23 protein-coding genes and 1 tRNA gene are annotated in these 24,295 nt (G+C 73.7%); 11 read left to right on the top strand and 13 right to left on the bottom strand.

What is annotated here, in order from left to right:
* Positions 1–432: 432 nt before the first annotated feature.
* Entirely contained in the window at positions 433–1,443 is a 1,011-nt protein-coding gene (locus PP1_RS18695) for a phosphotransferase family protein (RefSeq protein WP_010223849.1), read from the bottom strand.
* A complete protein-coding gene (locus PP1_RS18690) occupies positions 1,440–2,621 on the bottom strand; it encodes an acyl-CoA dehydrogenase family protein (RefSeq protein ID WP_010223847.1) in 1,182 nt (393 codons plus the stop codon). Before PP1_RS18690 ends, PP1_RS18695 begins: the two co-directional genes overlap by 4 nt.
* Positions 2,622–2,726: 105 nt before the next feature.
* Here PP1_RS18690 and PP1_RS18685 point away from each other — a divergent pair, with 105 nt between their 5' ends.
* Positions 2,727–3,311: a TetR/AcrR family transcriptional regulator gene (locus PP1_RS18685; protein ID WP_010223844.1), complete on the top strand. Its 585-nt coding sequence runs from the start codon at positions 2,727–2,729 to the stop codon at positions 3,309–3,311.
* Here PP1_RS18685 and PP1_RS18680 read toward each other — a convergent pair.
* Positions 3,300–4,412, bottom strand: a complete 1,113-nt coding sequence (locus PP1_RS18680) for a PucR family transcriptional regulator (RefSeq protein WP_075314802.1) — start codon at positions 4,410–4,412, stop codon at positions 3,300–3,302. The genes PP1_RS18685 and PP1_RS18680 overlap by 12 nt on opposite strands.
* A gap of 18 nt (positions 4,413–4,430) precedes the next feature.
* Positions 4,431–5,669, bottom strand: a complete 1,239-nt coding sequence (locus PP1_RS18675) for a M20 family metallo-hydrolase (RefSeq protein WP_010240900.1) — start codon at positions 5,667–5,669, stop codon at positions 4,431–4,433.
* A 224-nt stretch (positions 5,670–5,893) separates the two neighbouring features.
* Between PP1_RS18675 and PP1_RS18670 the strand changes: the two genes are divergently transcribed.
* Positions 5,894–7,210, top strand: coding sequence for an MFS transporter (locus PP1_RS18670; RefSeq protein ID WP_010240897.1), 1,317 nt, complete (start codon positions 5,894–5,896; stop codon positions 7,208–7,210).
* A gap of 26 nt (positions 7,211–7,236) precedes the next feature.
* Here PP1_RS18670 and PP1_RS18665 read toward each other — a convergent pair whose 3' ends face one another.
* Both PP1_RS18665 and PP1_RS18660 read right to left on the bottom strand, forming a co-directional pair.
* Positions 7,237–7,956: a FadR/GntR family transcriptional regulator gene (locus PP1_RS18665; RefSeq protein WP_010240894.1), complete on the bottom strand. Its 720-nt coding sequence runs from the start codon at positions 7,954–7,956 to the stop codon at positions 7,237–7,239.
* Positions 7,957–8,018: 62 nt separating this feature from the next.
* Positions 8,019–8,564, bottom strand: coding sequence for a gamma carbonic anhydrase family protein (locus PP1_RS18660; protein WP_010240892.1), 546 nt, complete (start codon positions 8,562–8,564; stop codon positions 8,019–8,021).
* 142 nt (positions 8,565–8,706) lie between these two features.
* Between PP1_RS18660 and PP1_RS18655 the strand changes: the two genes are divergently transcribed.
* The 6 genes from PP1_RS18655 to PP1_RS18630 all read left to right on the top strand — a co-directional run bounded on the left by PP1_RS18655 (position 8,707) and on the right by PP1_RS18630 (position 13,699).
* Positions 8,707–9,537 (top strand): (Fe-S)-binding protein, encoded by an 831-nt coding sequence (locus PP1_RS18655; RefSeq protein WP_010240890.1) that lies wholly within the window; start codon positions 8,707–8,709, stop codon positions 9,535–9,537.
* Positions 9,534–11,075 (top strand): LutB/LldF family L-lactate oxidation iron-sulfur protein, encoded by a 1,542-nt coding sequence (locus PP1_RS18650; protein ID WP_010240887.1) that lies wholly within the window; start codon positions 9,534–9,536, stop codon positions 11,073–11,075. The genes PP1_RS18655 and PP1_RS18650 overlap by 4 nt, the downstream gene beginning before the upstream one ends.
* Entirely contained in the window at positions 11,072–11,731 is a 660-nt protein-coding gene (locus PP1_RS18645) for a LutC/YkgG family protein (RefSeq protein WP_010240886.1), read from the top strand. Before PP1_RS18650 ends, PP1_RS18645 begins: the two co-directional genes overlap by 4 nt.
* Positions 11,732–11,777: 46 nt before the next feature.
* Positions 11,778–12,455, top strand: a complete 678-nt coding sequence (locus tag PP1_RS18640) for an HAD family hydrolase (protein WP_010240884.1) — start codon at positions 11,778–11,780, stop codon at positions 12,453–12,455.
* A gap of 34 nt (positions 12,456–12,489) precedes the next feature.
* Positions 12,490–13,146 carry a TetR/AcrR family transcriptional regulator gene (locus PP1_RS18635; protein WP_010240883.1) on the top strand — a complete coding sequence of 219 codons (657 nt, stop codon included), beginning with the start codon at positions 12,490–12,492 and terminating at the stop codon, positions 13,144–13,146.
* 85 nt (positions 13,147–13,231) lie between these two features.
* Positions 13,232–13,699 (top strand): SRPBCC family protein, encoded by a 468-nt coding sequence (locus PP1_RS18630; RefSeq protein WP_010240881.1) that lies wholly within the window; start codon positions 13,232–13,234, stop codon positions 13,697–13,699.
* Positions 13,700–13,715: 16 nt separating this feature from the next.
* Here PP1_RS18630 and PP1_RS18625 read toward each other — a convergent pair whose 3' ends face one another.
* The 7 genes from PP1_RS18625 to PP1_RS18595 form a co-directional block, all read right to left on the bottom strand.
* Positions 13,716–14,582, bottom strand: a complete 867-nt coding sequence (locus tag PP1_RS18625; protein ID WP_010240879.1) for an alpha/beta fold hydrolase — start codon at positions 14,580–14,582, stop codon at positions 13,716–13,718.
* Positions 14,583–14,631: 49 nt separating this feature from the next.
* Entirely contained in the window at positions 14,632–15,378 is a 747-nt protein-coding gene (locus tag PP1_RS18620) for an LLM class flavin-dependent oxidoreductase (protein ID WP_010240877.1), read from the bottom strand.
* A gap of 2 nt (positions 15,379–15,380) precedes the next feature.
* Positions 15,381–17,333 (bottom strand): acetoacetate--CoA ligase, encoded by a 1,953-nt coding sequence (locus PP1_RS18615; RefSeq protein WP_010240875.1) that lies wholly within the window; start codon positions 17,331–17,333, stop codon positions 15,381–15,383.
* Between the two features lie 66 nt (positions 17,334–17,399).
* Complete coding sequence (locus PP1_RS18610; RefSeq protein ID WP_010240873.1) at positions 17,400–18,155, bottom strand: SDR family NAD(P)-dependent oxidoreductase; 756 nt, start codon at positions 18,153–18,155, stop codon at positions 17,400–17,402.
* A gap of 3 nt (positions 18,156–18,158) precedes the next feature.
* The gene (locus PP1_RS18605; protein WP_010240871.1) at positions 18,159–19,157 is read right to left on the bottom strand and encodes an LLM class flavin-dependent oxidoreductase; all 999 of its coding nucleotides are present in this window, start codon (positions 19,155–19,157) and stop codon (positions 18,159–18,161) included.
* Between the two features lie 257 nt (positions 19,158–19,414).
* Entirely contained in the window at positions 19,415–19,873 is a 459-nt protein-coding gene (locus PP1_RS18600; RefSeq protein WP_139323986.1) for a hypothetical protein, read from the bottom strand.
* A gap of 458 nt (positions 19,874–20,331) precedes the next feature.
* Positions 20,332–20,406 (bottom strand) — tRNA-Thr (locus tag PP1_RS18595).
* Positions 20,407–20,575: 169 nt separating this feature from the next.
* Between PP1_RS18595 and PP1_RS18590 the strand changes: the two genes are divergently transcribed.
* Genes PP1_RS18590 through otsB form a run of 3 tightly spaced genes read left to right on the top strand, consistent with a single transcriptional unit; the run spans position 20,576 to position 24,293 of the window.
* Positions 20,576–22,066 (top strand): threonine/serine ThrE exporter family protein, encoded by a 1,491-nt coding sequence (locus PP1_RS18590; RefSeq protein ID WP_010240868.1) that lies wholly within the window; start codon positions 20,576–20,578, stop codon positions 22,064–22,066.
* Positions 22,067–22,119: 53 nt separating this feature from the next.
* On the top strand, positions 22,120–23,538 hold the full coding sequence (locus PP1_RS18585) for an alpha,alpha-trehalose-phosphate synthase (UDP-forming) (RefSeq protein ID WP_010240867.1): 1,419 nt from the start codon (positions 22,120–22,122) through the stop codon (positions 23,536–23,538).
* The gene (otsB, locus tag PP1_RS18580; RefSeq protein WP_010240866.1) at positions 23,535–24,293 is read left to right on the top strand and encodes a trehalose-phosphatase; all 759 of its coding nucleotides are present in this window, start codon (positions 23,535–23,537) and stop codon (positions 24,291–24,293) included. Before PP1_RS18585 ends, otsB begins: the two co-directional genes overlap by 4 nt.
* Positions 24,294–24,295: the final 2 nt, after the last annotated feature.

Below are 24,295 nucleotides of genomic sequence, written 5' to 3'. Positions count from 1 at the left end.
ACGCCCGCAGACACCGGCCAGTCCCCCGCTCACCTGTTCCGGCAACGCTCACCCGATCGCACGAGCAACGACACAACAGGCGAGCGCCACCGGAAACAGTGAGCGCCGGGAGGCCCGTGGACGCCGACCGATCCCGCCGAGGCCACCGGATCCGGTGAGCACCGGCAGGCCCGCGGGCGCCGCGGCCCGGATCCCGTGAGCGCCGGCAGCCTCACAGCCTCCGACCGACCCCGCGCTCACCTGTTCCGGCGATGCTCACCTGTTCGGTCGTCGCTCGCCCGACCGCGCGAGCGACCACAGAACACGTGAGCGCCGGCGGGTCCGGTGAGAGCCGGCGGGTCCGGTGAGAGCCGGCGGGTCCGGTGAGAGCCGGGCCCGGTCCTGCTTCGGCGGGTCCGGTGGGAGCCGGCGGGAGCGGTGGGCGCGGGGCGGTCAGGTGGTCGCGGCCGTCAGGCCTGCGGCTGCGAGGGGCGCGGTGGCCTCCCCGACGGTCGCGAAGCCGTCGCCCCGGGTGTCCCCGCGGACGTGCCGCTCGTGGATGCCCTCCGCGATCACCGCGATCTTGAAGTAGGCGAGGCCCCGGTGGAACGACCAGTCCCGAGGCTCCCGCCCGGAGGTGGCGACGTAGCGCTCGACCAGCTCGTCGGCACCCGGCATGCGGGCGCTCGTCGACGCCGCCGACCCGGCCAGCACCGGCGCGAAGACCGGGTCGCCGTAGGCCGTGTGCAGCGCGAGGTCGGCGAGCGGGTCGCCGAGGGTCGCCATCTCCCAGTCGACGAGCGCCCGGATCCGGGTCGGGTCGGCGGGATCGAGGATCGCGTTGTCGATGCGGTAGTCGCCGTGTACGACGGCGGCGTCGCTCTCGGCCGGGCAGATCGCGTCCAGCCGGGCGTAGAGGGCCTCGACGTCGCCGAGCTCGCGGGTCTTCACCCGTTCCCACTGCGAGTACCAGCGGTCGACCTGGCGGCGCAGGTACCCGGCCGGCTTCCCGAGCCCGGACACCGCCCCGGTGGTCGCGTCCACCGCGTGCAGCGCCGCGAGCGTGTCGACCAGCGCGAACGCGGTGTCACGGACCTGCCCGTCGGTGTACGCGGCGAGGTCGTCCTCGCTGCGGACCACGACGCCGTCGACGAATCCGGTGAGGGCGAACGGCACGCCGATCACCGACTCGTCGGCCAGTGCGACGGCCGGGGCGACCGGCACCCCGGACCCGGCGAGGGCGGCGACGAACCGGTACTCGCGGCCCATGTCGTGTGCCGACGGGGTGAGGTTCCCCAGCGGCGGGCGGCGGAGCACCCAGACCGACTCGCCGTCGGTGACCCGGTAGGTCAGGTTGGACCGGCCGCCGGAGACCAGCTCCGCGGTGACGCCGCCGCGGTAGCCGTCGACGTGCTCCTTCAGGAAGCCGTCGAGCGCGTGGAGGTCGAGACCGTCGGGGCTCATCGGGTCGCCCGCCCCACGACGCGCTTGGCGATCGACCAGCGGTGGGTCTCCGACGGGCCGTCGTAGATCCGGAACGGGCGCACCTCGCGCAGGAACCGCCCGAGCGGGATGTCCCCCGAGACCCCGAGCGAGCCGCAGAGCTGCAGCGACCGGTCGACGACCCGCCACACGGCCTCCGCGGTGAAGGTCTTCGCGATCGACACCTCCATCCCGGCACTGCGCCCCTGGTCCAGCTCCCAGCAGGCCCGCAGGATCAGGCCGCGCGAGGCGTGCAGGTCGATCTCGTTGTCCGCGACCATCGCCTGCGCCATGCCCAGGTCGGCCAGCCGGGACCCGAACAGCTTCCGGTCCGCGGCCCGGGCGACGGCGATGTCCTGCGCCCGGCGGGCGAGACCCAGCCAGCGCATGCAGTGCGTCATCCGGGCCGGGCCGAGCCGGACCTGGGCGTAGCGGTAGCCCTGGTCGACCTCGCCGAGCACGGCGTCGTCGCCGACCCGGCAGTCGGAGAACTCGACCTCGAGGTGGCCGCCGTAGAGCGACTCGTCCAGCGTCGGGATGTGCCTGCCGATCTTCATCCCCGGGTTGGACGCGTCGACCAGGAACATCGTCGCCCCGCCGCGCTCGCCGGGGACGCCGGCGGTGCGGGCCATGACGATGGCGAACGCCGCGCCGTCGGCACCGGTGATGAACCACTTGTGCCCGTCGATCCGCCAGCCGCCGTCGACCCGGGTGGCGACGGTGGCGAGCGCGTCCGGGTCGGAGCCTGCACCGGGGGCGGGCTCGGTCATGGCGAAGCAGGAGCGGACGTCGCCGGCGGCCAGCGGCGCCAGGTAGCGGACCTTCTGGTCCTCGGTGGCGATCTGCTCGAGCATGTGGACGTTGCCCTCGTCGGGGGCGGCGATGTTCAGCGCGAGCGGCCCGAGCAGCGAGTAGCCGGCCTCCTCGAACACCGCGGCGCGGGCGCGCATGTCCAGCCCGTGCCCGCCGAACTCGACGGCCGCGTGCGGCGCGAAGACCCCGGCGGCGCGGGCCCCGTCCTGCAGCTCGCGGCGGACGTCCTCGGACGGGACGACGCCGTCGTGCGCCTCCTCGACCGGGATCACCGTCTCGCGGACGAACCGGGACGTGCGCTCGGCGAGCTCGGCCACCTGGGTGTCGAGGGTGAAGTCGACGGCCATGTCTCCTCCTGATGATGGTTGGCTAATGGTTATTAGCCACCATCGCCGCAGCTCCGCGCAAGTAGGTGCCGACCGACGTCACACCTGGGCTATACACTGGGAGCCGTGCGGGAGGCGGAGATCCGGGCGGCGGCGCTGGAGCAGTTCGCCGTCCGCGGCTACGAGGCGACGACGATGGCCGACATCGGCGCGGCCGTGGGCATGCGCGGCCCCAGCCTCTACAAGCACGTCAGCTCCAAGCAGGACCTGCTCGCGTCGGTGATCGAGGAGACGATGACCGCGCTGCTCCGCGAGCACGACACGGCCGTGTCCGGTGTGGACGATCCGGTGGAGCGCCTGCGCAGGGCGGTCGACGCGCACGTCCGCTTCCACGCCCGGCACCGGCGCGAGGCGTTCGTCGGGACCCGCGAGCTGCGCAGCCTCGTCGAGCCCCGCCGCTCCGAGGTCGTCGGGCTGCGCACGGAGTACGAGCGGCGCTTCCGGTCCCTGGTCGCCAACGGCACCGACCGCGGCGCGTTCCGGGTGACCGACTCGCGGCTCGCGTCGTACGCGATCCTCGACCTCGGGATGGGGGTCGCGGTGTGGTTCCGGGAGGACTCCGGGCCCACCGAGAACGAGGTGGCCTGGCAGCAGGTGGAGTTCGCGCTCCGGCTGGTCGGCGCGGTCCGGCCCCCGCCCTCACCCCAGTAGGACGACGGCGAGCGCCGCGTCCCGCGGCCGGGTCAGGTCCAGGCCGGTGAGCTGCGCGAACCGGCGGAGCCGGTTCAGCACCGTGTTGCGGTGGCAGTAGAGGACCCCGGCGGCCTCGGACACGCTCCCCGAGTCCAGGTAGGCGTGCGCGGTCGCACGCAGGAGCACCGCCTCGTCCTCGCGGGCGCCGTCGAGCCCGGACAGCAGCCGCCCGGCCAGCCCGTCGTGCTCGTCGAGGGCGCGGCGGGCCACCAGCGGCCACACGTCGCGCGGCTCGCGCGGGCGGGCCACGTCCGGCGGGAGCAGCCGCGCCATCCGCACCAGCGCCGCGGCCGCGCCGGGCACCGCCGCGAGGCCCGCGACACCGTCGTCGACGACGCAGGCGATGCCCCCGGTCAGCCGGTCGCGCAGCCGCCCGGCCCCGGGCGCACCGCTCGCCCAGAACGCGACGACGCCGAACTCGACGTCGCGCAGGTGCACACCGGCCGCGCGGGCGGCCCGGCCGCGCAGGGTCGCCGCGTGGTCGGCCAGCGCGGCGCACACCGCGAACGCCCCGTCCTCGGACACGCCGAGGCCGGTGGCGAGCCGGGCGTCGCGGTACTCGTCGGCGGGCCCCGCGCCGAACAGCAGGTCGAGCAGGTGCCGCTGCTCGTCGCGCTGCTGCTCGGCCAGGAGTGCCCGCTCGCCGAGGAAGGCGAAGTGCACCTCGCGCGCGTAGGCGTCGACGACCGCCCAGAGCAGGTCGGCCCGCGGGGCGAGTGCCGCCGCGTCCTCGGCCTGTTCCAGCAGGGCCGACCAGAGGACCGGGAAGTCGAGCCGGACGGCACGGACCAGGTCGTCGAGGTCCACTCCCTGGCGGGCGCGCCGGCGACCCAGCCGGTCGGGCAGGTCCCCGAGATCGATCCGGCCGTCGCCGCGGCCGAGCTGGTCGATCAGCAGTGCGAGCGACGCCTCGGCGGTCTCCCGCAGGTCCTCCCGGGTGACGGGCTGGTCGTCGTAGCGCCCCTCGGCGTCGAGCCGGGCGAGGAACGCGGACGCCAGCTCCGGCACCCGCCTGCGCAGCCGCGCCACGGTCCGCGCCCAGGCCGCGTCGGAGTCCACGCGCACCAGCGTGCCAGGTCAGCGTCCGGTGATCTCCCCGGCGGCGAGCCGGCGCACGACCCCGGTCAGCAGCGCGACGCCGGCGAGGAGGTCGTCGTCGCGGGTCAGCTCGCGCTCGTTGTGGCTGATCCCGTCCACGCTCGGCACGAACAGCATCACCGTCGGCACGTGACCGTTGAGGTTGACCGAGTCGTGCCCGGCCACGGTCGACATCGGACGGTGCGACAGCCCGAGCTCGTCGGCCGCGCGGCGGGCCAGTTCGACACCGTCGGCCGGGAACGGCCGGACACCCCAGCCGTGCGAGCCGGCGATCTCGACCCCGACCCGCGCGGACTCCTCGATGCCCGGGACCCGCTCGTGCAGCAGCGCGTCGGCGCGGGCGAGCAGGGCCTCGTCGGGGCTGCGCAGGTCGAGGTTGAGCGTGACCTCGCGGGCCACGGTCACCGGGCTGTTCGGCTCGACGGCCATCCGGGACACCGACGTGTGCAGCGGCGCCTCCTCGGTGCCCAGCTCGTCGGACAGGGTGCGGGCGAGCACCACGAGCTGCGCGGCCCCGAGCAGGGCGTCACGCCGGTCGGGCATGGGCGTGGACCCGGTGTGCGACTGGTCCCCGACCACGCGGAGGTCGTACTTGCGGGCCGCCCAGGTGTCGGCGACCAGGCCGACCGTCGTGCCGGTCCCGTCCAGCTCCCGGCCCTGCTCGATGTGGATCTCGGCGTAGGCGGCGACGTCGGCGAGCACCGGGGCACCGGTCCCGGTGTGGCCCATCTCGGCCAGCCGGTCGCCGACCCGGACCCCGGCCGGGTCCCGGGTGTCGAGCGCCGCGGCGGGATCGAGCAGGCCGGTGAACACGGCGCTGCCGAACATGCTCGGCGTGAACCGCGACCCCTCCTCGTTGAACCAGTTGACGACGGCGAGGTTGTGTACCGCGCCGCCCGAACCGGCCCGGTCGAGCACCGCGTACGCGGCGGCCAGCACGCCGTACGCGCCGTCGAACCGCCCGCCCCGGGGCTGGCTGTCCAGGTGCGACCCGGCCAGCACCCACGGGGCGCCCGGGACGAGCTCCAGCAGCCCGAACTGGTTGCCCACCTCGTCGTACCGGACGGTCAGGCCGTGCCCGGTCAGCCACCGCTCGAACCACGCGCGCTGCGCCTCGTCGGCGTCCGACGCGGCCTCGCGGTGCACCCCGCCCCGCTCGGTCGCGCCGAAGGCCGACAGGGTCGCGAAGTCGTCCAGGAAACCGCCGCCGGTGGTCATGCGCCCATCGCAGCACGCGTCCACGGGGCCGGTCATCGGACCGCCGCCCCCGGTTCGACGACGGCGGCTGTGCACTCGCACAGGCACCGGCCGCGGAGATGACGGCCCGGTTTCGTTGTGCACCTGCACAGCCCGACGCCGTCAGGACGCGACGATCGGGAGTTCCGCCCGGCCGCTACGCCGTCGATGCTGGCACGACCCACACGACGACCTGCGGAGGCAGCATGGCCGGGGACCGGGGACAGGGACGCGCGACGGTGACCGACGCCGACGCCCGCAAGGTCGCGTTCGGCGCGTTCGTCGGCACCGCGCTGGAGTGGTACGACTTCTTCCTCTACGGGACCGCGGCCGCGCTGGTCTTCAACCGGCTCTACTTCGCCACCGACGACGTCGTCGTCTCCACCCTGGCCGCGTTCGCCTCGTTCGCCGTCGGGTTCGCGGCCCGCCCGCTCGGCGCGGTGATCTTCGGGCACCTCGGTGACCGGATCGGCCGCAAGCGCTGCCTGATCATCACCGTCACGATGATCGGGATCGTGACCGGCCTGATCGGCCTGCTGCCGTCCTTCGCGACCATCGGCATCGCCGCACCGCTGCTGCTCACGCTGTTCCGGCTGCTGCAGGGCGTGGCGGTCGGCGGGGAGTGGGGCGGCGCGGTCACCCTGGCGGTCGAGCACGCCCCGCCGGAGCGGCGCGGCCGGTACGCGGCGATGCCGCAGATCGGGGCGCCGGTCGGGACGCTGCTGTCGTCCGGTGCGTTCCTCGCCGTGGCGCAGCTGCCGCCGGACAGCTTCGACTCCTGGGGCTGGCGGCTGCCGTTCCTCGCGGCGTTCCCGCTGCTCGCGATCGCGCTGTGGCTGCGCCGCCGGGTCGAGGAGTCGCCGCTGTTCGAGCAGCTGCTGGCCGAGGACGAGCGCGCATCCTCCCCGGTCCGCGAGGTGCTGGTGCGGGCCTGGCCGCAGCTCGCGGTCGGCGCGGGTACCGCGTTCCTCGGCGTCGGCGGCTTCTACCTGATCACCACCTTCATCATCAGCTACGGGACGTCGCAGCTGGGACTGCCGCGCTCGCTCATGCTCGGCGCGACCCTGGTCGCCGCCGTGGTGGAGATCGGCGTCGTGATCCTCGGCGGGCGGCTCGCGGAGTGGTACGGCGCCTGGCGGGTGACGGTCGCGGGCGGTGTCGCGTCGGCGCTCACCGCGTTCCCGGCGTTCTGGCTGATCGACACGGGGTCGCCCGCCGCGGTGATCGCGGGGGTCACGCTGGCCACGGCCCTGCTCTCGATCCCGTACGCGGTGTCCGGGGCGCTGCTCACCGAGCTGTTCCCGCTGCACCTGCGGTACTCGGGGGTGGCGCTGTCGTCGAATCTCGCCGGCGTCGTCTCCGGGTTCGTGCCGCTCGGTGCGACGGCGCTGCTCGCCGTCGGCAGCGGGACGTCGACCCTGCCCGCCCTGCTGCTCGTCGGCATCGCCCTGGTCACAGCCGGGTCCGGGGCCGTCGCGCCGCGGCTGTTCGCCGACCGGGACCGCGTCGTCGCCGGGACCTGACCGGGCTGCCGGGCCGGGCGCCCTGGCTACCGGGGCCCGGCCGGCGGGAGCACGCCGTGGAACGCGCGGATGTGCTCCTCCATCAGGTCCGCGGCACGGCCGCCGTCGCCCGCCAGGAGCGCAGCGTGGATCGCGCGGTGCTCCCCGCGCAGCCGTTCCCGCAGGGACGGCCAGTCCACCCGCTCGTGCATGGCGTCCAGCAGCACCCCGCGGACGGACTCCCGGATCGCCACCGTCAGCTCGTTGACCAGCCGGTTCCCGGCCGATCCCGCGATGAGGACGTGGAAGGCGATGTCGGCGTCGCTGAACGCCTCCGGATCGAGGTCGGCGTCCATCGCGTCGAGCTCCGCCGTCATCACCAGCAGGTCGTTGGCGGTCCGCCGGGAGGCGGCCAGCCCGGCCGAGAACCGTTCGAGCATCACCCGGGCCTCGGTGACGTCGTCGACCGGGAACGAGTCGACGGCGAGATGGAGCTGGAGCACCCGGCCGAGCGCCCGCGCCGGGGCCGGGACGATCACGGTGCCGGAACCGTCGCCGGTCCCGACCTGGGAGCGGATCACCCCCTGGGCCTGCAGCACGCGGAGCGCCTCGCGCACCGCCGTGCGGCTGGCGCCCAGGGTGCCCGCGAGCTCGCGCTCGGCGGGCAGCCGGTCCCCGGGCCGCAGCGCACCCGAGGTCAACCCCTGCTCGATGTGGGTCAGCACCATCTCGTAGGTGGCGGTCCGCCCGCCGGTTCCCGATGACACGGCACCTCCCCTTCCGACGCTTCCGATGCTTCCGGCGTTCCTGTCTCGCACGGGCGTGCCCGTCAGCGCGGATCCGCCCCGGTCGCGAGCAGCTGCGCGTCGCGGTGCCGCACGGTGAGCTCGCGGTAGACCTCCGCGTTGCGCCGGATGTGCTCCAGCTCCTCGTCGCGCAGGCTGCGCCGGACCTTCGCAGGCACACCGGCCACCAGGGAGCGGGGTGGGACCTCCATCCCCTCCGGGACCAGCGCGTTCGCCGCGACCAGCGACTCGGCGCCGACGACCGCACCGTTGAGCACGGTGGCGTTCATGCCGACCAGGCAGTCGTCCCCGACGGTGCAGCCGTGCAGCACCGCACCGTGGCCGACCGACACCCCGTCGCCGATCCGGGCCGGGGACCCGGGGTCGGCGTGGACGGTGGCGCTGTCCTGGACGTTGCTGCCCGCACCGATCGTCACCGTCTCGGTGTCGGCCCGCAGCACGGCCCCGTAGTAGACGCCGGTCCCGGCGCCCACGGTCACCGATCCGACGACGGTCGCGGTGTCGGCCACCCACACCTCCTCCGCGACGGACGGTGCACGGTCGCCGATCGCCAGCACGTTCTGCCGCACGGCCGGGCCTCCTTCGTCTCCACGGGCCGCGCGGGCTCCCCGGGCGGGGAGGCCGTGGCGCGGGCACCGCTTGCCTGTGGTCCGACCAAGACGCTAGCTTGGTCGGACCACAGCCTCAACCACCACATCGCCGGAGGCACCCATGCCACGCGTCGGCCTGATGGTCACCTGCCTCAACGACGCCCTGTTCCCGGACACCGGCAAGGCCGTCGTGACCCTGCTCCGCAGGCTCGGCGTCGAGGTCGAGTTCCCGGCCGCACAGACCTGCTGCGGACAACCGATGGTCAACACGGGCTACGTCGCCGACGCGGTCCCGCTCGTCCGCAACCACCTCGACGCCTTCGCCGGCTGCGACGCGATCATCGCCCCGTCCGGGTCCTGCGCCGGGTCGGTCCGCCACCAGCACGGCATGGTCGCGGAGCGGTCCGGCGACCCTGGCCTGGTCCGCGGGGTCGAGAACGCCCCGCCGACCTACGAGCTGACCGAGTACCTCGTCGACGTCCTCGGGACGACCGACGTCGGTGCCTACTTCCCGCACCGGGTCACCTACCACCCGACCTGCCACTCGCTGCGCATGCTCGGCGTCGGCGACCGGCCGGCCCGGCTGCTCCGTGCGGTCCGCGGGCTCACTCTGCTCGACCTGCCGGGCGACGCCGAGTGCTGCGGGTTCGGCGGGACGTTCGCGGTGAAGAACGCGGAGACCTCGATCGCGATGGGCAACGACAAGGCCCGCCACGTGCGGGAGACCGGCGCCGAGGTGCTCGTCGCCGGGGACAACTCGTGCCTGATGCACATCGGCGGGCTGCTGTCCCGGCAGCGCTCGGGGGTGCGGGTGATGCACCTGGCCGAGATCCTCGCCTCGACCGAACCGGTGATCACCGGCCGCGCCGAGCGGGCGGCCGATCCGACGAGCGTCGGCAGCGCCACACCCGAGGCGGGCACGGCCCCGCGGGAACAGGAGACGGTCCGATGAGCGGCACCTTCCTCGGCACACCGACGTTCCCCACCGCGGCGCGGTCCGCGCTGGAGGACTCCCAGCTGCGCCGCAACCTCGCCCACGCCACGGCCACCATCCGCACCAAGCGCGGCGGCGTCGTCGGCGAGGTCGACGAGTGGGAGCAGCTGCGGCTGGCCGGTGAGGCGATCAAGAACCGGGTGCTGCGGCACCTCCCCCGCTACCTCGAGCAGCTCGAACGCTCCCTGACCGCGGCCGGGGCGACCGTGCACTGGGCCCGCGACGCCGCCGAGGCCAACGCGATCGTCGTCGACATCGCCCGGCGGCACGAGACCGACGAGGTCGTCAAGGTCAAGTCGATGGCCACCCAGGAGATCGAGCTCAACGACGCCCTGGAGGCCGCCGGGATCCACGCCTGGGAGACCGACCTCGCCGAGCTGATCGTCCAGCTCGGCGACGATCTGCCCAGCCACATCCTGGTCCCGGCGATCCACCGCAACCGTGCCGAGATCCGCGAGATCTTCCTGCGCGAGATGGGCCGGGCGGGCCGTCCCGCACCGGCCGACCTCACCGACGAGCCGAAGCAGCTGGCCGCGGCGGCCCGCGCGCACCTGCGGGAGAAGTTCCTGCGGGCGAAGGTGGCGGTGTCCGGGGCGAACTTCGCCGTCGCCGAGACCGGGACGCTGACCGTCGTGGAGTCCGAGGGCAACGGGCGGATGTGCCTGACCCTGCCCGAGGTGCTCGTCTCGGTGGTCGGGATCGAGAAGGTCCTGCCGACCTTCGCCGACCTCGACGTGATGCTGCAGCTGCTGCCGCGCTCGTCGACCGGGGAGCGGATGAACCCCTACACCTCGACGTGGACCGGGGTCACCCCCGGCGACGGTCCGCAGGAGGTGCACGTGGTCCTGCTCGACAACGGCCGCACCGACGTCCTGGCCGACCCCACCGGGCGCCAGGCGCTGCGCTGCATCCGGTGCTCGGCCTGCCTGAACGTCTGCCCGGTCTACGAGCGCACCGGTGGGCACGCGTACGGCTCGGTCTACCCCGGACCGATCGGCGCGATCCTCACGCCCCAGCTCCGCGGGGTCGGGTCGGACCCGCAGACCGACTCGCTGCCGTACGCCTCCAGCCTGTGCGGGGCGTGCTTCGAGGTCTGCCCGGTGCGGATCGACATCCCGGAGGTCCTGGTGCACCTCCGCAGCGAGGTCGTCGAGGCCCACCAGCAGGCGTCGCGGGTCCCGTCGGTGCAGGACATGGCGATGAAGGCCGCGTCGTGGACGCTGTCGTCGTCGGCCCGGACCGGTGCGGCGGAGAAGGCGGCCGGCTGGGGCGGCCGGCTCGCCGCCAGGATCGGGCGGACGGCGCCGGGCGGACGCAACGTGCTCGGCGCGATCCCCGGCGGGCCGGCGGGCGCCTGGTCCGACTCCCGCGACGTCCCCGTCCCCGCCGCGGAGTCGTTCCGGCAGTGGTGGGAACGGACCGACGGCGGGCACCGCGACGACGGCGGCGCCGGCAACGCGAACGGGAACGACGGCGGGAACGGGGACCGGCGATGAGTGCGCGCGACGCGATCCTGCAGAAGGCCCGCCGGGCGCTGGCCGACGTGCCGGACACCGAGCCGGACGTCGACGTCCCGATCGTCCGGCCGGCCCCGGCCCGGGACCGGTCCCACGCCGACGTCGTCGACCTGTTCGCCGAGCAGGTCGCGGACTACCGGGCCGTCGTGGAGCGCGCGACGCCCGCGACCGCCGCCGGGCTCGTGGCGGGTGCGCTCGCCGGGCGCTCCCCGCTGGCCGGGGGCGGACGGTTGCGGATCCTCGTCCCGCCCGGCTTCCCCGCCGGGCTGGTCCCCGCCGACGTCGAGGTCGTCACCGACGGGCCGGACGTCGGGGTGTCCGAGCTGGACCGTTGCGACGGCGTGCTGTCGACGGCGGCGATCGGGATCGCCGAGACCGGCACGATCATCCTCGACCACGGCCCCGGCCAGGGCAGGCGCGCCGCCACCCTGGTCCCGGACCTGCACGTCTGCGTGGTCCGGGCCGACCAGGTCGTGCCGGGGGTGCCGGAGGGCGTCGCCGCGCTGGACCCCGCCCGCCCGCACACCTGGATCAGCGGGCCGAGCGCCACCAGCGACATCGAGCTGGACCGGGTGGAGGGGGTGCACGGGCCGCGCACCCTGCACGTCGTCGTCGTGGCGGGTGACGACGGCTGATCGTCCCGGGTCACACTGGGGGCCGGCCGCGGCGACGGGAGTTCCGATGATCGTGACGTTCGACCTGTTCAGTGCGTTGACCGACTCGCGGCGCGGCGGGTCCGGTGCCTTCGCGGAGATCGCCGGTGAGCGGGACTGGACCGTCACCGGCCAGGAGCTCTACGACGAGTGGGACCGGCACAACAAGGCCGGCCAGAAGCGGGTCGACACGAGCGCGGGCTGGACGAGCTTCCGGACGCTGTCCCGGGACGCCCTGGCGGCCGCCTACACCGGGCTCGGCCTCACGGCGGACCCGGACGCCGACATCGACCGGGTGCAGCGCGGCGTCGCCGGCTGGCCACTGTGGCCGGACGTGGCGGACGGGCTGCCCGCCGTCGCGGAGCACGCGCGGATCGGGATCCTGTCCAACGTCGACGACGCGCTCGCGCTCACCACCCGGGCGCACCCGCTCGTCGACCCCGGCGTCGTCCTCACCTCGGAGCGGCTGGGCGCCTACAAGCCGGCGCCCGCCGTCTACCTGCGCGCACGGGACCTGCTCGGCGACGGGTTCGTCCACGTCGCCAGCTCGGCCCGCGACGTCCGCGGGGCGGTCGAGGCCGGGATCCGCACCGTCCGGCTGGTCCGGCCCGGGCACTCCCTCGACCCCGACGGGCCGGCGCCCGCCGTCACGGTCCACGACGTGGCGGAGCTGGCGGGGGTGCTGGCGGCGATGGCGCGGGCCTGACGGGCCGGCCCGCCGGACGATTACGCTGCCCCGCATGGCGGCAGTACCCGGCACCGGCCCGGCCGGTGCGCCCCGGCCGCGTGGCAGGCGGACCCAGGGGGAGCGGTCGGCGAACAGCAGGACCCTCATCCTCGACGCCGCCCTGCGGGAGCTCCACGAGAACGGGTACTCCCGGGTCACGACCGTGACGATCCAGCAGCGGGCCGGGGTGTCCCGCGGCCGCCTGCTCCACCACTTCCCGAACCGGGACACGCTCCTCATCGCCGCGGCCCAGTACCTGGCGGTCGAGCGGGTCGCCGAGATGGAACGGTGGGTGGGCGACTCCGAGTACGGCCGCACGACGGGCGGTGACCGTGTCGACCGGGCCGTCGAGCTGCTCTGGGAGACCTTCCGGCAGCCGTACTTCTGGGCCGCGATGGAGCTGTGGACCGTGGCCCGTACCAACGAGGACGTCCGCGCCGAGCTGCTGCCCGAGGAGCGCCGCCTCGGCGTCGCCCTGACCCACGTGATCGCGACGATGTTCGGGCCGGCGCTCTCCAGCCACGCCGCGTTCGACGACTTCCGGGAGCTGCTGTTCACCAGCATGCGCGGGGTCGCGCTCACCTACGCGGTGAGCCCGCGCGACCCGGAGACCGACCCGCACGTGGAGCGCTGGAAGCGGCTCGCCCGGCGGATGCTCGACGTGGACTGACCCGCGGCACACTGCACACCGATGCTGTCGGCTCGGGTGCCCGTGCCGCCAGCACCGACGATCGACCCCGACACCCGGAGGCCCCGTGCGCACCCCCACCGCCAGCGCCACCACCACCGTCGCCGCCTCGCCGGAGACGGTGTACCACCTGGTCAGCGACCTGCCCCGGATGGGCGAGTGGAGCCCGGAGAACACCGGCGGCCGCTGGGTGGGCACCCCCACCGGGCCGGTCGTCGGAGCCCGGTTCGCCGGCACCAACCGGCGCGGGCTGCGGCGCTGGCCCACCACCACCGTCGTCACCGACGCCACGCCCGGGCGCCGGTTCGCGTTCGAGACCCGCCTCGGCCCGGTCACCGCCGCGGAGTGGATCTACGAGATCACGCCGACCGGCACCGGCTGCGAGGTCACCGAGTCCTGGGTGGACCTGCGCCGCGCCCCCGTCGTCGCCATCGGCCGGGTCGTCACCGGCGTGCGTGACCGCGCGGCGTTCACCCGCGACATGCTCACGACCACGCTCGAGAAGCTGAAGGCGACCGCCGAGCGGGAGGACTGACCGCCCGGCTGGGCCGTCAGCCGCCGTCGAGCACCCCGCGCAGCACGGCGGCGAACTCGGCGGGCTTGCCCGGGTAGCCGAACTCGCCGCCGGCGAAGCCCCCGTGATGGCTCGGGAACATGACCGGCTCGCTGCCGAGCGCGGCCGCGACGCCACGGGCGGTCCGCGAGGTGAAGGTGTCCCCGGTCTCCTCGCCGATGGCGAGCACGATGCGGGTCCGCGCCGCGGTCAGTGCCGCGACGTCCGGGACGAAGTCGCTGACCGCCCAGGACCGGTCGGACAGCAGCGGGTCGTCCCGGGAGCCGTCGTCCTCGGTGGGCAGCCCGAACGCTGCCGGGTCGGGGGCCGGGCCGGCGAGGTAGGCGTCGGTGAGCGGGCCGGTCCAGCTGGTCATCGCGATGAACGCGGCCATCCCGGCACCCCAGCCCTTCGCCTCGTAGGCGTCGCGCCAGGCGGCGCGGGCGCGCCGGGCCTCGTCCGCGTCGGGCAGGACGGAGATCACCGGCGGCTCGTGGGCGACCAGCACGCGGACGTCCGACGGGTACGCCGTGACCAGCGCCAGCGCCGTCACCGCGCCGCCGCTGCTGCCGAACACGTCCACCGGCCCGGCGCCGAGGGCCGTGATCAGGGCGTGCACGTCCGTGGCCTGCACGTCCGGGTCGTGGTCGGTCCGGCCGTCGTGGCGGGTGCTGCGGCCGAGGCCACGCGGGTCGTACGCGACGACCGTGCGCTCGGGCAGGTGCGCGGCCAGCGAGCGGAAGCCGGTGGCGTCCATCGGCTGGCCGACCGCGACCAGCGGCGGCGGGCCGCCGGGAGCGGGGTCGGGGCCGTGGACGTCGTAGGTGATCTCGGCGCCGTCGGTGCGGAGGGTGTGGGTGCGCATGCCGTTCCGACCGGCGCGGCACCGGGAACTCATCGGCCGGTGGGACGGGTCAGGGCAGCAGGGCCCGCACCCGCTCCGGGTCCGGCCCGCCCGGTCCGATCACCACGACGGCGTCGTCGAAGCCCGCGTCGGCGTAGCGGCGCAGGTGCTCGCCGGTGCGCCCGAGGTCGGCCCCCGCAGGCACCGGGACCGCGTACGCGACGGCACGCCCACCACCGGCGGCCCGGAACCGGCCGAGCGCCGCGACCATCTCGTCGGGTGTGGCGCGGGAGCCCGACCCCAGCCAGCCCTCGAAGTGCCGGGCGGCCTTCTCGACGTTCGCGCCCCACGAGCCGACCAGCAGCGGCGGCCGGCCGGCCGGCGGGTCGGACAGCCGGGCGTGGTCGTCGCCCCCGGCGGCGAGCAGCGCACGGAGCCGGACCACGTTCTCGTCGAACACGCGGAAACGAGTCCGGTGGTCCCGGTCCAGGGCGGCGTAGTCGCCCCGGGTCGAGCCGGGGCTCACACCGAGCGACAGCCGGTCCCCGCACACCGCACGCAGCGAGAGCATCCGGTGCGCGAGCTCGGCGGGGTGGTGCAGCGGGACCTGCACCGTCCCCGTCCCCAGCTCGACGCCGTCGGTGGCGGCGGCCGCGGCGGCGAGGGCGACGAACGGGTCCGGGACCAGCCGGCCGCGGCCGATGATCTCGGGCGCCCACAGGCTCCGGAACCCCGCACCCGCCAGCCGGCGCGCCCACTCCGCCACCGGGTACGGCGGCGCGTCGGACAGGTGCGCGAGCGTCGCGCCCAGGCGCACGGCTACGCCGACCGGTCCGCCGCGAACCGGGCGTACCAGCGCAGCGCGTCGGGGTCGTCGACCGAGGCGATGTTCGCCGCCTTCTCCAGCGGCCTGCCGGACAGCAGCTTCTTGATCGGCACCTCGAGCCGCTTGCCGCTCAGGGTGTGCGGCACGGCAGGGGCCTCGACGATCTCGTCCGGGACGTGGCGGGGCGTCAACCGGGTCCGCAGGGTGGTGACGATCTGCTGCCTGAGGTCGTCGTCGAGCGCGTGCCCGGGTGCGGGGACGACGAACAGGCCCAGCCAGTACTCGTCGTCCGGCAGGTCGACGCCGACCACCAGCGCCTCGGTGATCTCCGGCATCGGTTCGAGGACGTCGTAGAAGTCGCCGGTGCCCAGCCGCACGCCCTGCCGGTTGAGCGTCGAGTCCGAGCGGCCGTGGATGGAGACGCTGCCATCGTCGTGCAGCGTGACCCAGTCGCCGTGCCGCCACACGCCGGGCCAGGTGTCGAAGTAGGACTCGGTGTAGCGCACCGCGTCCGGGTCGTTCCACAGGTACACCGGCATCGACGGCATCGGCTGCGTGACGACGAGGTCGCCGACCGACCCGACGACCGGTTCGCCGTCGTCGTCCCAGGCCGCGCAGTCGACGCCGGCGAGCCGGCCGCCGATGCGGCCCGCCCGGACGGGCGCGTACTCGTTCGCGCCGACGAACGAGCCGGAGATGTCGGTGCCACCGCTGGTGGAGTCGATCCGCACGTCCGGGCTGACGTGCTCGGCGATCCAGTGGTAGCCGGCCGGGGGCAGGGCCGAGCCGCTGACCATCACGTGCCGCAGCCGGCCCAGGTCGTGCTCGGCCCGGGGTGAGACACCGGTGTTCGCCGACGCGGTGACGACGGCGGCACCGAGCAGCATCACGTCGGCCCCGGTGCGGGCCGCGGCCTCCCAGACGGCGCCGGCCGGGTGCCCCGGGCTGCCCTCGTACAGCACGACGCCCGCGCCCTGCGTGAGCGCGCCCAGCTGCATGTTCCACAACGCCCAGCCGGTCGAGGTGTAGGCGAACATCCGCTCGCCGGCGCGCAGCCCGCAGTACAGCCCGGACCACTTGAGCCCCTCGAGCGTGATCCCGCCGTGGCCGTGCACCAGGCCCTTCGGCAGCCCGGTGGTGCCCGAGGTGAACAGCACCCACAACGGGTGCGAGAACTCAACCTGCTCGAACTCGGGCGCCGCGTCGGTGGCCAGCAGCTCGTCCCACGGCGTGCAGCCGTCGGGCGCGGGGCGATCGGACACGTACGGGACGTGCACGACGTGCCGCAGGGTCGGGAGCTCCTCGCGCAGCTGCGCGACGACGTCGGTGCGGTCGATCTCCCTGCCGTTCCAGTGGTAGCCGTCGGCCGCGACGAGCACGGTGGGCTCCAGCTGCGCGAGCCGCCCGATGGTCCCGTCCGCGCCGAAGTCCGGGGAGCAGCACGACCACACCGCGCCCACCGCGGCGGTGGCGAGCAGCCCGACGACCGTGTGCTCGGTGTTCGGGAGGTAGGCGCAGACCCGGTCGCCCGGGCGGACACCGGCCCGGCGGAGCCAGCCGGCGGCGGCCGCCACGGACCGGCGCAGCTCGCCGAAGGTGATCTCCCGGGCCCGGCCGCCGCCCTCCTGCACGCACACCAGCGCGGGGTCGTCCTCGGCGCCGCGGCGCAGCGCGTGCTCGGCCCAGTTCAGACGGGCACCGGTGAACCAGCGGGTGTGCGGCATCGGGTCGGCGGTCCGCACCCGGTCCCACGGCGCCGAGAAGGCGACCTCGTAGTGGTCGACGATCGAGCGCCAGAACCGGTCGACGTCGGCGACCGACCAGGCCCAGAACTCGTCGTGGTCGGCGAACGCCCGTCCCTCTCGCTCCTCCAGCCAGGTCAGGTACGCGCGCAGCGCGGAGCGCTCGATCCGGTCCTGCGACGGGCTCCAGAGGATGTCGGTCATCCGTTCAGCCTCCCCCTGCGTGAGCCGGCGGGCCCGCTCGCGGCGGGCCCGCCGACGCGTGCGATCTCAGACCAGCGACGCCGTCAGCCCGCCGTCGAGGACGTAGTGGCTGCCGGTGACCCACGACGCCCGGTCGGACGCGAGGAACGCCGCCACCTCGGCGATGTCCTCCGGGGTGCCGAGCCGCCCCTGCTTCATGGCGACGAGGTCCCCGAACGGGACCTGGGTCGCCGCCTCGAAGTCCGGGACCAGGCGCTCGACCATCGCCGTGTCGGCGAAGCCGGGACAGACCGCGTTGACCCGGACGCCCGTCGGCCGCATCTCCACCGCCGCGACCCGGGTCATCTGGATCACCGCCGCCTTGCTCGCGCAGTACGACCCGAGCAGCGGGCTGCCGCCGATGCCCGCGATCGAGGCGATGTTGACGACGTTGCCCTTCGACTCGACCAGGTGCCCGATCGCCGCCTTCATCGCGACGAAGGGCCCCCGCACGTTGACGGCGTGGATCCGGTCGAAGCTCTCCGTGGACTGTTGCAGCAGCGGCGAGGCCACCTCGATCCCGGCGTTGTTGACCAGGACGTCCAGCCCGCCGAGGATCTCGACGGCTCGGGCGACGGCCGCCTGTACCTGCGCCTCGTCGGTGACGTCGCAGTTGGCGACGCCGGCGGCGCCGATCTCGGCCGCCACCTTCCCGGCCGCGTCGGCGTCGATGTCGCTGATCACGACCCGGGCGCCGCGCTCCGTGAACAGGGCCGCGATCGCCCGGCCGATCCCGGCCCCGGACCCGGTGACGAGGACGCGCTTACCCTCGAGCTCGGCCATCGGTCAGGACGCCTCGACCTTCGGCATGATGTCGTTCTTGATCCGCTTGAGGTCGTCGAGCGTCTTCGACACCGGGACGTCGGCGAACGGCGGCCAGATCAGCGGCATCGTCATCCCGGCCTCCTTGTAGGCCTTCAGCCGGTCGGTGACCTGCCGCTCGGAGCCCACGAGCAGGTTCGACGCGACGCCGTTGACGGTCTGGTCGGTGTCCTCGTCGGTGATGACCGTCCAGATCATGCTGCAGATCTCGAGGTCCTTCGACCGCTTCGGGCTGCCGATCTCCTCGAACTGCTCGTCGATGGCGGTCCGCCACCTCCCGAGCCCCTCCGGGGAGTCCTGGATGCCGATCCACCCGTCGAGGTCGTACTTCGTGATCCGCCGCGCCGAGCGCAGCGGGTCCTTGAGGCCGCTCATGAAGATCGGCGGACGCGGCTGCTGGAGCGGCTTCGCTCCGAACCCGCACTTGTCGAAGTCGGCGAACTCGCCGTGGTACTCGAAGTGGTCGTTCTCGGCGGCCCAGATGCCCTGCATGATCTCGATCGACTCGCGCACGTGCTTGTGCCGCTTCGGGAAGATGTGCGCGGCGCTCGCGGCGGCGAACTCCTCGGGCATCCAGCCGGACCCGACACCGACGTTGAGCCGGCCGTTCGAGAGGTGGTCGATCGTCGACAGCTCCGCGGCGAGGACGCCGGGCGAGCGGAACGGCGTGTCGATGATGCTCATGCCGATGCGGACCTTCGAGGTCTTCGCCGCGAGCCACGGGATCAGGGGGTAGCCCTGGAACCACTGTCCGCGGGAGCTCACGGGCAGGGCGTTCGGCAGGCCGTCCATCATGCCGAACGAGTACTGGAGCCCCTCGTGGTCGGACGCCTCCGGGACGACGATCCGGTCCAGCGTCCAGACCGAGTCGAAGTCGAGCTCCTCGGCGAGCTCGGTGAGGTCGGTCAGCTCCTTGATCGTCACCTTGTCGCGGAAGTTCGGCAGGTAGAGAGCGAGCTTCATGTGATGCGGCCTCCTTGCGGCATGACAGTGCCTCGATCGGTGTGACGTGGATCTCTCCCTCCGGGGGACCTTACCCACGATCGGGCGGGAACGATCGTGCACGACCGAAACCCGGTCGGCCACGACCGATCAGGCACGCGACACCGGCGACCCACTCGGGGCGCCACCTCGCTCGTCAGGGCGGCGAACCCGGTGCCCCACCACAGCACCTCGCGTACGGGACGGTCCGGCGCGGGAGCGCCCCGGTGATGTGTACGTCAGGCACTGTCGGCGGCACAGAACAGATTCGAGCGTGGAACCTCGAAATCACCGCAGTAGTCGATGAGGATCGGGTCGCTGGCGCAGTCGCCGAAGTCGTACAGCCCGCCTTCCCAGGTCACGCGACTGGTGACGGCGTAGCGGTAGTGATGCCCCGGGATGCAGACGAGCTCGGCGCCGATGGGACCGGCGGACCAGGCCCTTTCCTCGGTCTGTTGATTGTTCTCGGACGAGGCGAGCGTGTCGTTCGTCAGGGTGACCGACAGGACGATGCTGTCGGGCGAGTCACCACTCTTCTCCCGGCACTCGACCTGCCCGAAGATCCGGACGCGGTTGAACTGGACGTCGAGTCCGCCCAGGGCGTCGTTCGTGCAGTCCAGCGTCATCGTTCGCGCAGAGGCCGGTGCGGCACCCGCCAGCGACGTCCCGAGCAGAAGTGCCGCGACGAGGAGTGGCACGGTGAGCATGCGACACCGAGGACGCCGGCGGCACAGATCTCCGAGCGCGTGCAGAAGAACGGATTTCCGGATCACGGGGAAACCTCCATGTCGACCCTGTCGCACCGAACGGGAACCACGAACTCTGCTCGGCTCGCAATTCCAGGACACAGCAGAGTCCTCGGACGTCTTCGTAGTCAAGTTCGCCGATCAGGAACCCCCCCCCCGTTCACGGGACATGGCAGGTCGCGATTTCACCGAATGCCGACTCTCCGACAGAACCGTGTACCGTGCTCTTTCCGGATCCGGTTTCCCGCGAGCAGGTGACAGTCCGTGGTCACTGTCCGGGCGACATGACACAGCCGCACCGAACGGAGCGGGCCGGCTCCCGCTACTCCGCGGAGGAGGCGCATCACGGTGTCGGGGCGGCCACCGGCGCCCGGCCGATCGACGGGAACGGCGAACGTGCAGGTCACGTATGGAGCCGGAGGTCGGGATCGAACCGACGACCTACTGTTTACAAGACAGTTGCTCTACCACTGAGCTACACCGGCGGGTGATCCCAGCCTAACCCGCAGCCGTCGTCGCAACCTCCGGGCCTGCCCGGCCGTCGCACGATGTGAGGCCGGGTGTGAGGCCGGCGGAGCCCCCGTCGCCGTGCCGGGACACAGCCCTAGCCTTGTAGGCGCAGGCACCGCTAGGACATACGGAGGTGACGGGGTCGTGGCCGAGGAGACGCCGACGGGCGACCGGTTCGCACGCCGGTTGCGCGGAGCGTTGCGACGCGACGCGAAACGGCTGCTGACCCCGGGTCCGTCGACGGTGCCGATGCTGATGCTCGGCCCCCAGGTGCCCGACGACGCACAGGTGCAGCAGGTCCTCGACCTCTGCATGCGGATCGGCGAGATCGAACTGTCGTCCGGTGAGTCGGTCGACGAGGTCACGGCGACGATGCTGCGGCTGGCGAACGCCGCGGGTCTGCCCGCCGTGGACGTGGACATCACCTTCACCTCGATCACGATGTGCTGCCACCGCGGCAACGCGGCCCAGCCGGTCACGACCATGCGGCTGGTCCGCTACCGGACGCTCGACCTGTCCCGGCTCGCGGAGACCGAGGAGATCGTCCGGGATCTCGAGGCGGGAAAGCTGGACGTCCGGGCGGCGTCGTCGCGGGTCTCGGACGTCATGCGCAGCCCGCACCCGTACCCGCGCTGGATCGCCACGGTCGGGTGGGCCGGGCTGGCCGCATCCATTGCGCTCCTGCTCGGCGGTGGCCCGATCACGGCCACGGCCGCCTTCGTCACCACGGCGATCATCGACCGGATCGGCCGGCTGCTGGCGCGCCTGGGAGTGGCCGCGTTCTTCCAGCAGGCGCTCGGCGGCTTCCTGGTCACCGCGTCGACGATCCTGCTGATCTCGCTGGGCCTGTTCCCCGCTGGGACGAGGCCGTCGTTCATCGTGGCGGCAGGCATCACGGTGCTGCTGTCCGGGCTGAGCGTGGTCAGCACCGTGCAGGACGCGCTGACCGGCTACTACCTGACGGCGTCGGCCCGGGTCGTGGAGATCTCGCTGCTCTCGGCCGGGCTGCTGACCGGCGTCGTCATCGGGCTCCAGCTCGGGTTCCAGTTCGACGTCACCATCGAGGTCTCCGGCGACCTGCCGTCGAGCGTCGGGCAGTTCGGCTTGTCGGTCGTGTCGGGTGCGCTGGCCGCGGCGTTCTACGCGCTGGCCGGCTACTCCCCGTTGAAGTCGCTGCCGATCGCCGGTGCGGTCGGCGCGGCCAGCTGGGCCGTGTACGGGGCGATGACCCAGATCGTCGGGCTCGGCACGATCACCTCGACCGGTCTGGCGGCGCTCGTCGTCGGCCTGGCCGCCGGTCTGCTGCGGCGCGGCACCGACACCCCGCCGATGGTCGTCACGCTGGCCGGCGTCACCCCGCTGCTACCCGGTCTCGCCGCGTACCAGGGCTTCTACCAGCTCGCGGTCGAGGGGGTCTCGGAAGGCCTGGTGACGGTGACGATCGCGCTCGCCACCGGCCTCGCGCTGGCCGCCGGTGTGGCCCTGGGCCAGTTCGTGACCCGGCCGCAGCGCACGCCCGAGGAGCGGCCGACCTCGACCGACGCACCGAGCCCCGCCACGAACAGCGGGTTCATGTTCGGCCCCGGCTCCGACGGCGCCGCCGAGAACGGGGCCGCGTCGCAGGATTCGAAGTAGGGTCGGCGGCGGGCCGCGGGACGAGCCCGGGGCCCGCGCGTCGAGGAGGGTATGTGACCAGCGGCGAACCGGTGACCGCAGCGGACCTCGTGGTGGTGGCCAACCGGCTGCCGGTGGACTACGAAAGGCGGCCGGACGGCAGCACCGGCTGGAAGCGCAGCCCGGGGGGCCTGGTCACGGCGCTGGAGCCGACGCTGCGGGCCCGGGAGGGCGCCTGGGTCGGCTGGCCCGGCGTTCCGGACGTCGAGGTCGAGCCGTTCGCCGAGGACGGGTTGTCGCTGTTCCCCGTACGCCTGTCCGCCCAGGAGGTCGAGGACTACTACGAGGGCTTCTCCAACGGCACGCTCTGGCCGCTCTACCACGACGTCGTCGCGCAGCCGCAGTTCCACCGGCACTGGTGGCGCGCCTACACGACGGTCAACCAGCGGTTCGCCGAGGAGGTCGCGAAGGTCGCCGCGCACGGCGCGACGGTCTGGGTGCAGGACTACCAGCTCCAGCTCGTCCCCGGCCGGCTGCGCGAGCTGCGCCCCGACCTGCGGATCGGCTTCTTCCTGCACATCCCGTTCCCGCCGGTCGAGCTGTTCCGCCAGCTCCCGTGGCGGACCCGGATCCTGGAGGGGCTGCTCGGGGCCGACCTGGTCGGTTTCCACACCGACGGCGGTGTCCGCAACTTCCACTGGCTCGCCCAGGAGCTCACCGGTGCGGCACCGGACCGTGATCCCGAGATCGTCCGCTACGGCGATCGACGGGTGCAGCTCGGCGCCTTCCCCATCTCGATCGACGCGAAGCACCTCGACGCCCTGTCCCGCCGCCCCGAGGTGATCGAGCGGGCCGCCCAGATCCGCCGGGAGCTCGGGAACCCGGAGCGGATCGCGCTCGGGGTGGACCGGCTCGACTACACCAAGGGCATCGACGTCCGGCTGCGCGCGTTCCACGAGCTCCTCGAGGAGGAGCGGATCACGGTCGACGACGCCGTGATGATCCAGCTCGCGACGCCGTCCCGCGAGCGGGTCGAGCACTACCAGCAGATGCGGGACGACATCGAGCTCTCGGTCGGGCGCCTCAACGGCGAGTTCGCCCGGGTCGGGCACCCCGCCGTCCACTACCTGCACCGGTCGCTGCCCCGCGAGGAACTCGTCGCGTTCTTCCTGGCGGCCGACGTCATGCTGGTGACCCCGCTGCGCGACGGCATGAACCTCGTCGCGAAGGAGTACGTGGCCTCCCGGCACGACGACCGCGGCGTCCTCGTCCTGTCCGAGTTCGCCGGTGCGGCGATCGAGCTGACCAGCGCGCTGCTGGTGAACCCGCACGACACCGACGGGGTCAAGGAGGCGCTCTACGCGGCGCTGACCATGAACCCGGACGAGGGTGCGAAACGGATGCGGACGCTGCGCAGGCAGGTCCTCGACAACGACGTCGACCGCTGGGCGCGCGGGTTCCTCGAGTCGCTCGGGGTCACGGTGGCCCCGTGAGCCTCGACGCCGACCTGGACCGGCTGGCGTCGGCGGGGGCACTGCTCGTCGCGCTGGACTTCGACGGCGTCCTCGCGCCGCTGGTGGACGACCCGTCGGCCTCGCGGCCGCTGCCGGAGTCCGCCGAGGCGGTCCGGCGCCTCGCCGCGCACGACACGACGACCGTCGTGATGCTGTCCGGCCGCGGGCGCGACGACCTCGCGGCCGTCTCCGGGTTCGGCCCGCCGGTCGGGCTGGTCGGCAGCCACGGGGCGGAGTACGACGACGAGCTCGCCGCCCGCCTCGGCCGCACCGGACTCCTGACCGCGGCGCAGGCGGAGCGGCGCGAGGCGTTGCTCGCGGGCCTGCGGGAGCTCGTCGACGCCGCTCCGGGCTCCCGGCTGGAGACGAAGCCGGCCGGTGCGGCCGTCCACGTCCGCGGCATGGATCCGGCCGACGGCGCCGCCCTGCTCGAGCGGGTGGCGGCCGGGTGGGTCCGGGACGGGATCGACGCGACCCCCGGCAAGGACGTGCTGGACCTGGCCGTGCTGCGGACGACGAAGGGCGCGGCGGTCGAGGTCCTGCGTGACCAGCTCGGGATCGACGCGGTGCTGTTCGCCGGGGACGACGTCACCGACGAGACCGCGTTCCGGGTGCTGCGCGACGGCGACGTCGGCATCAAGGTCGGCGACGGCGACACCGCGGCCCGGCACCGGGTCCCCGGCCCGCCGGAGATGGCGGGGGTCCTGGAGCGGCTGGCCGCGCTGCGCGGCTGACC

Origin of the sequence: Pseudonocardia sp. P1, assembly GCF_000178675.2 — a bacterium.
Classification (GTDB): Bacteria; Actinomycetota; Actinomycetes; order Mycobacteriales; family Pseudonocardiaceae; genus Pseudonocardia.
This window is presented reverse-complemented; position numbering and strand designations above follow the sequence as displayed.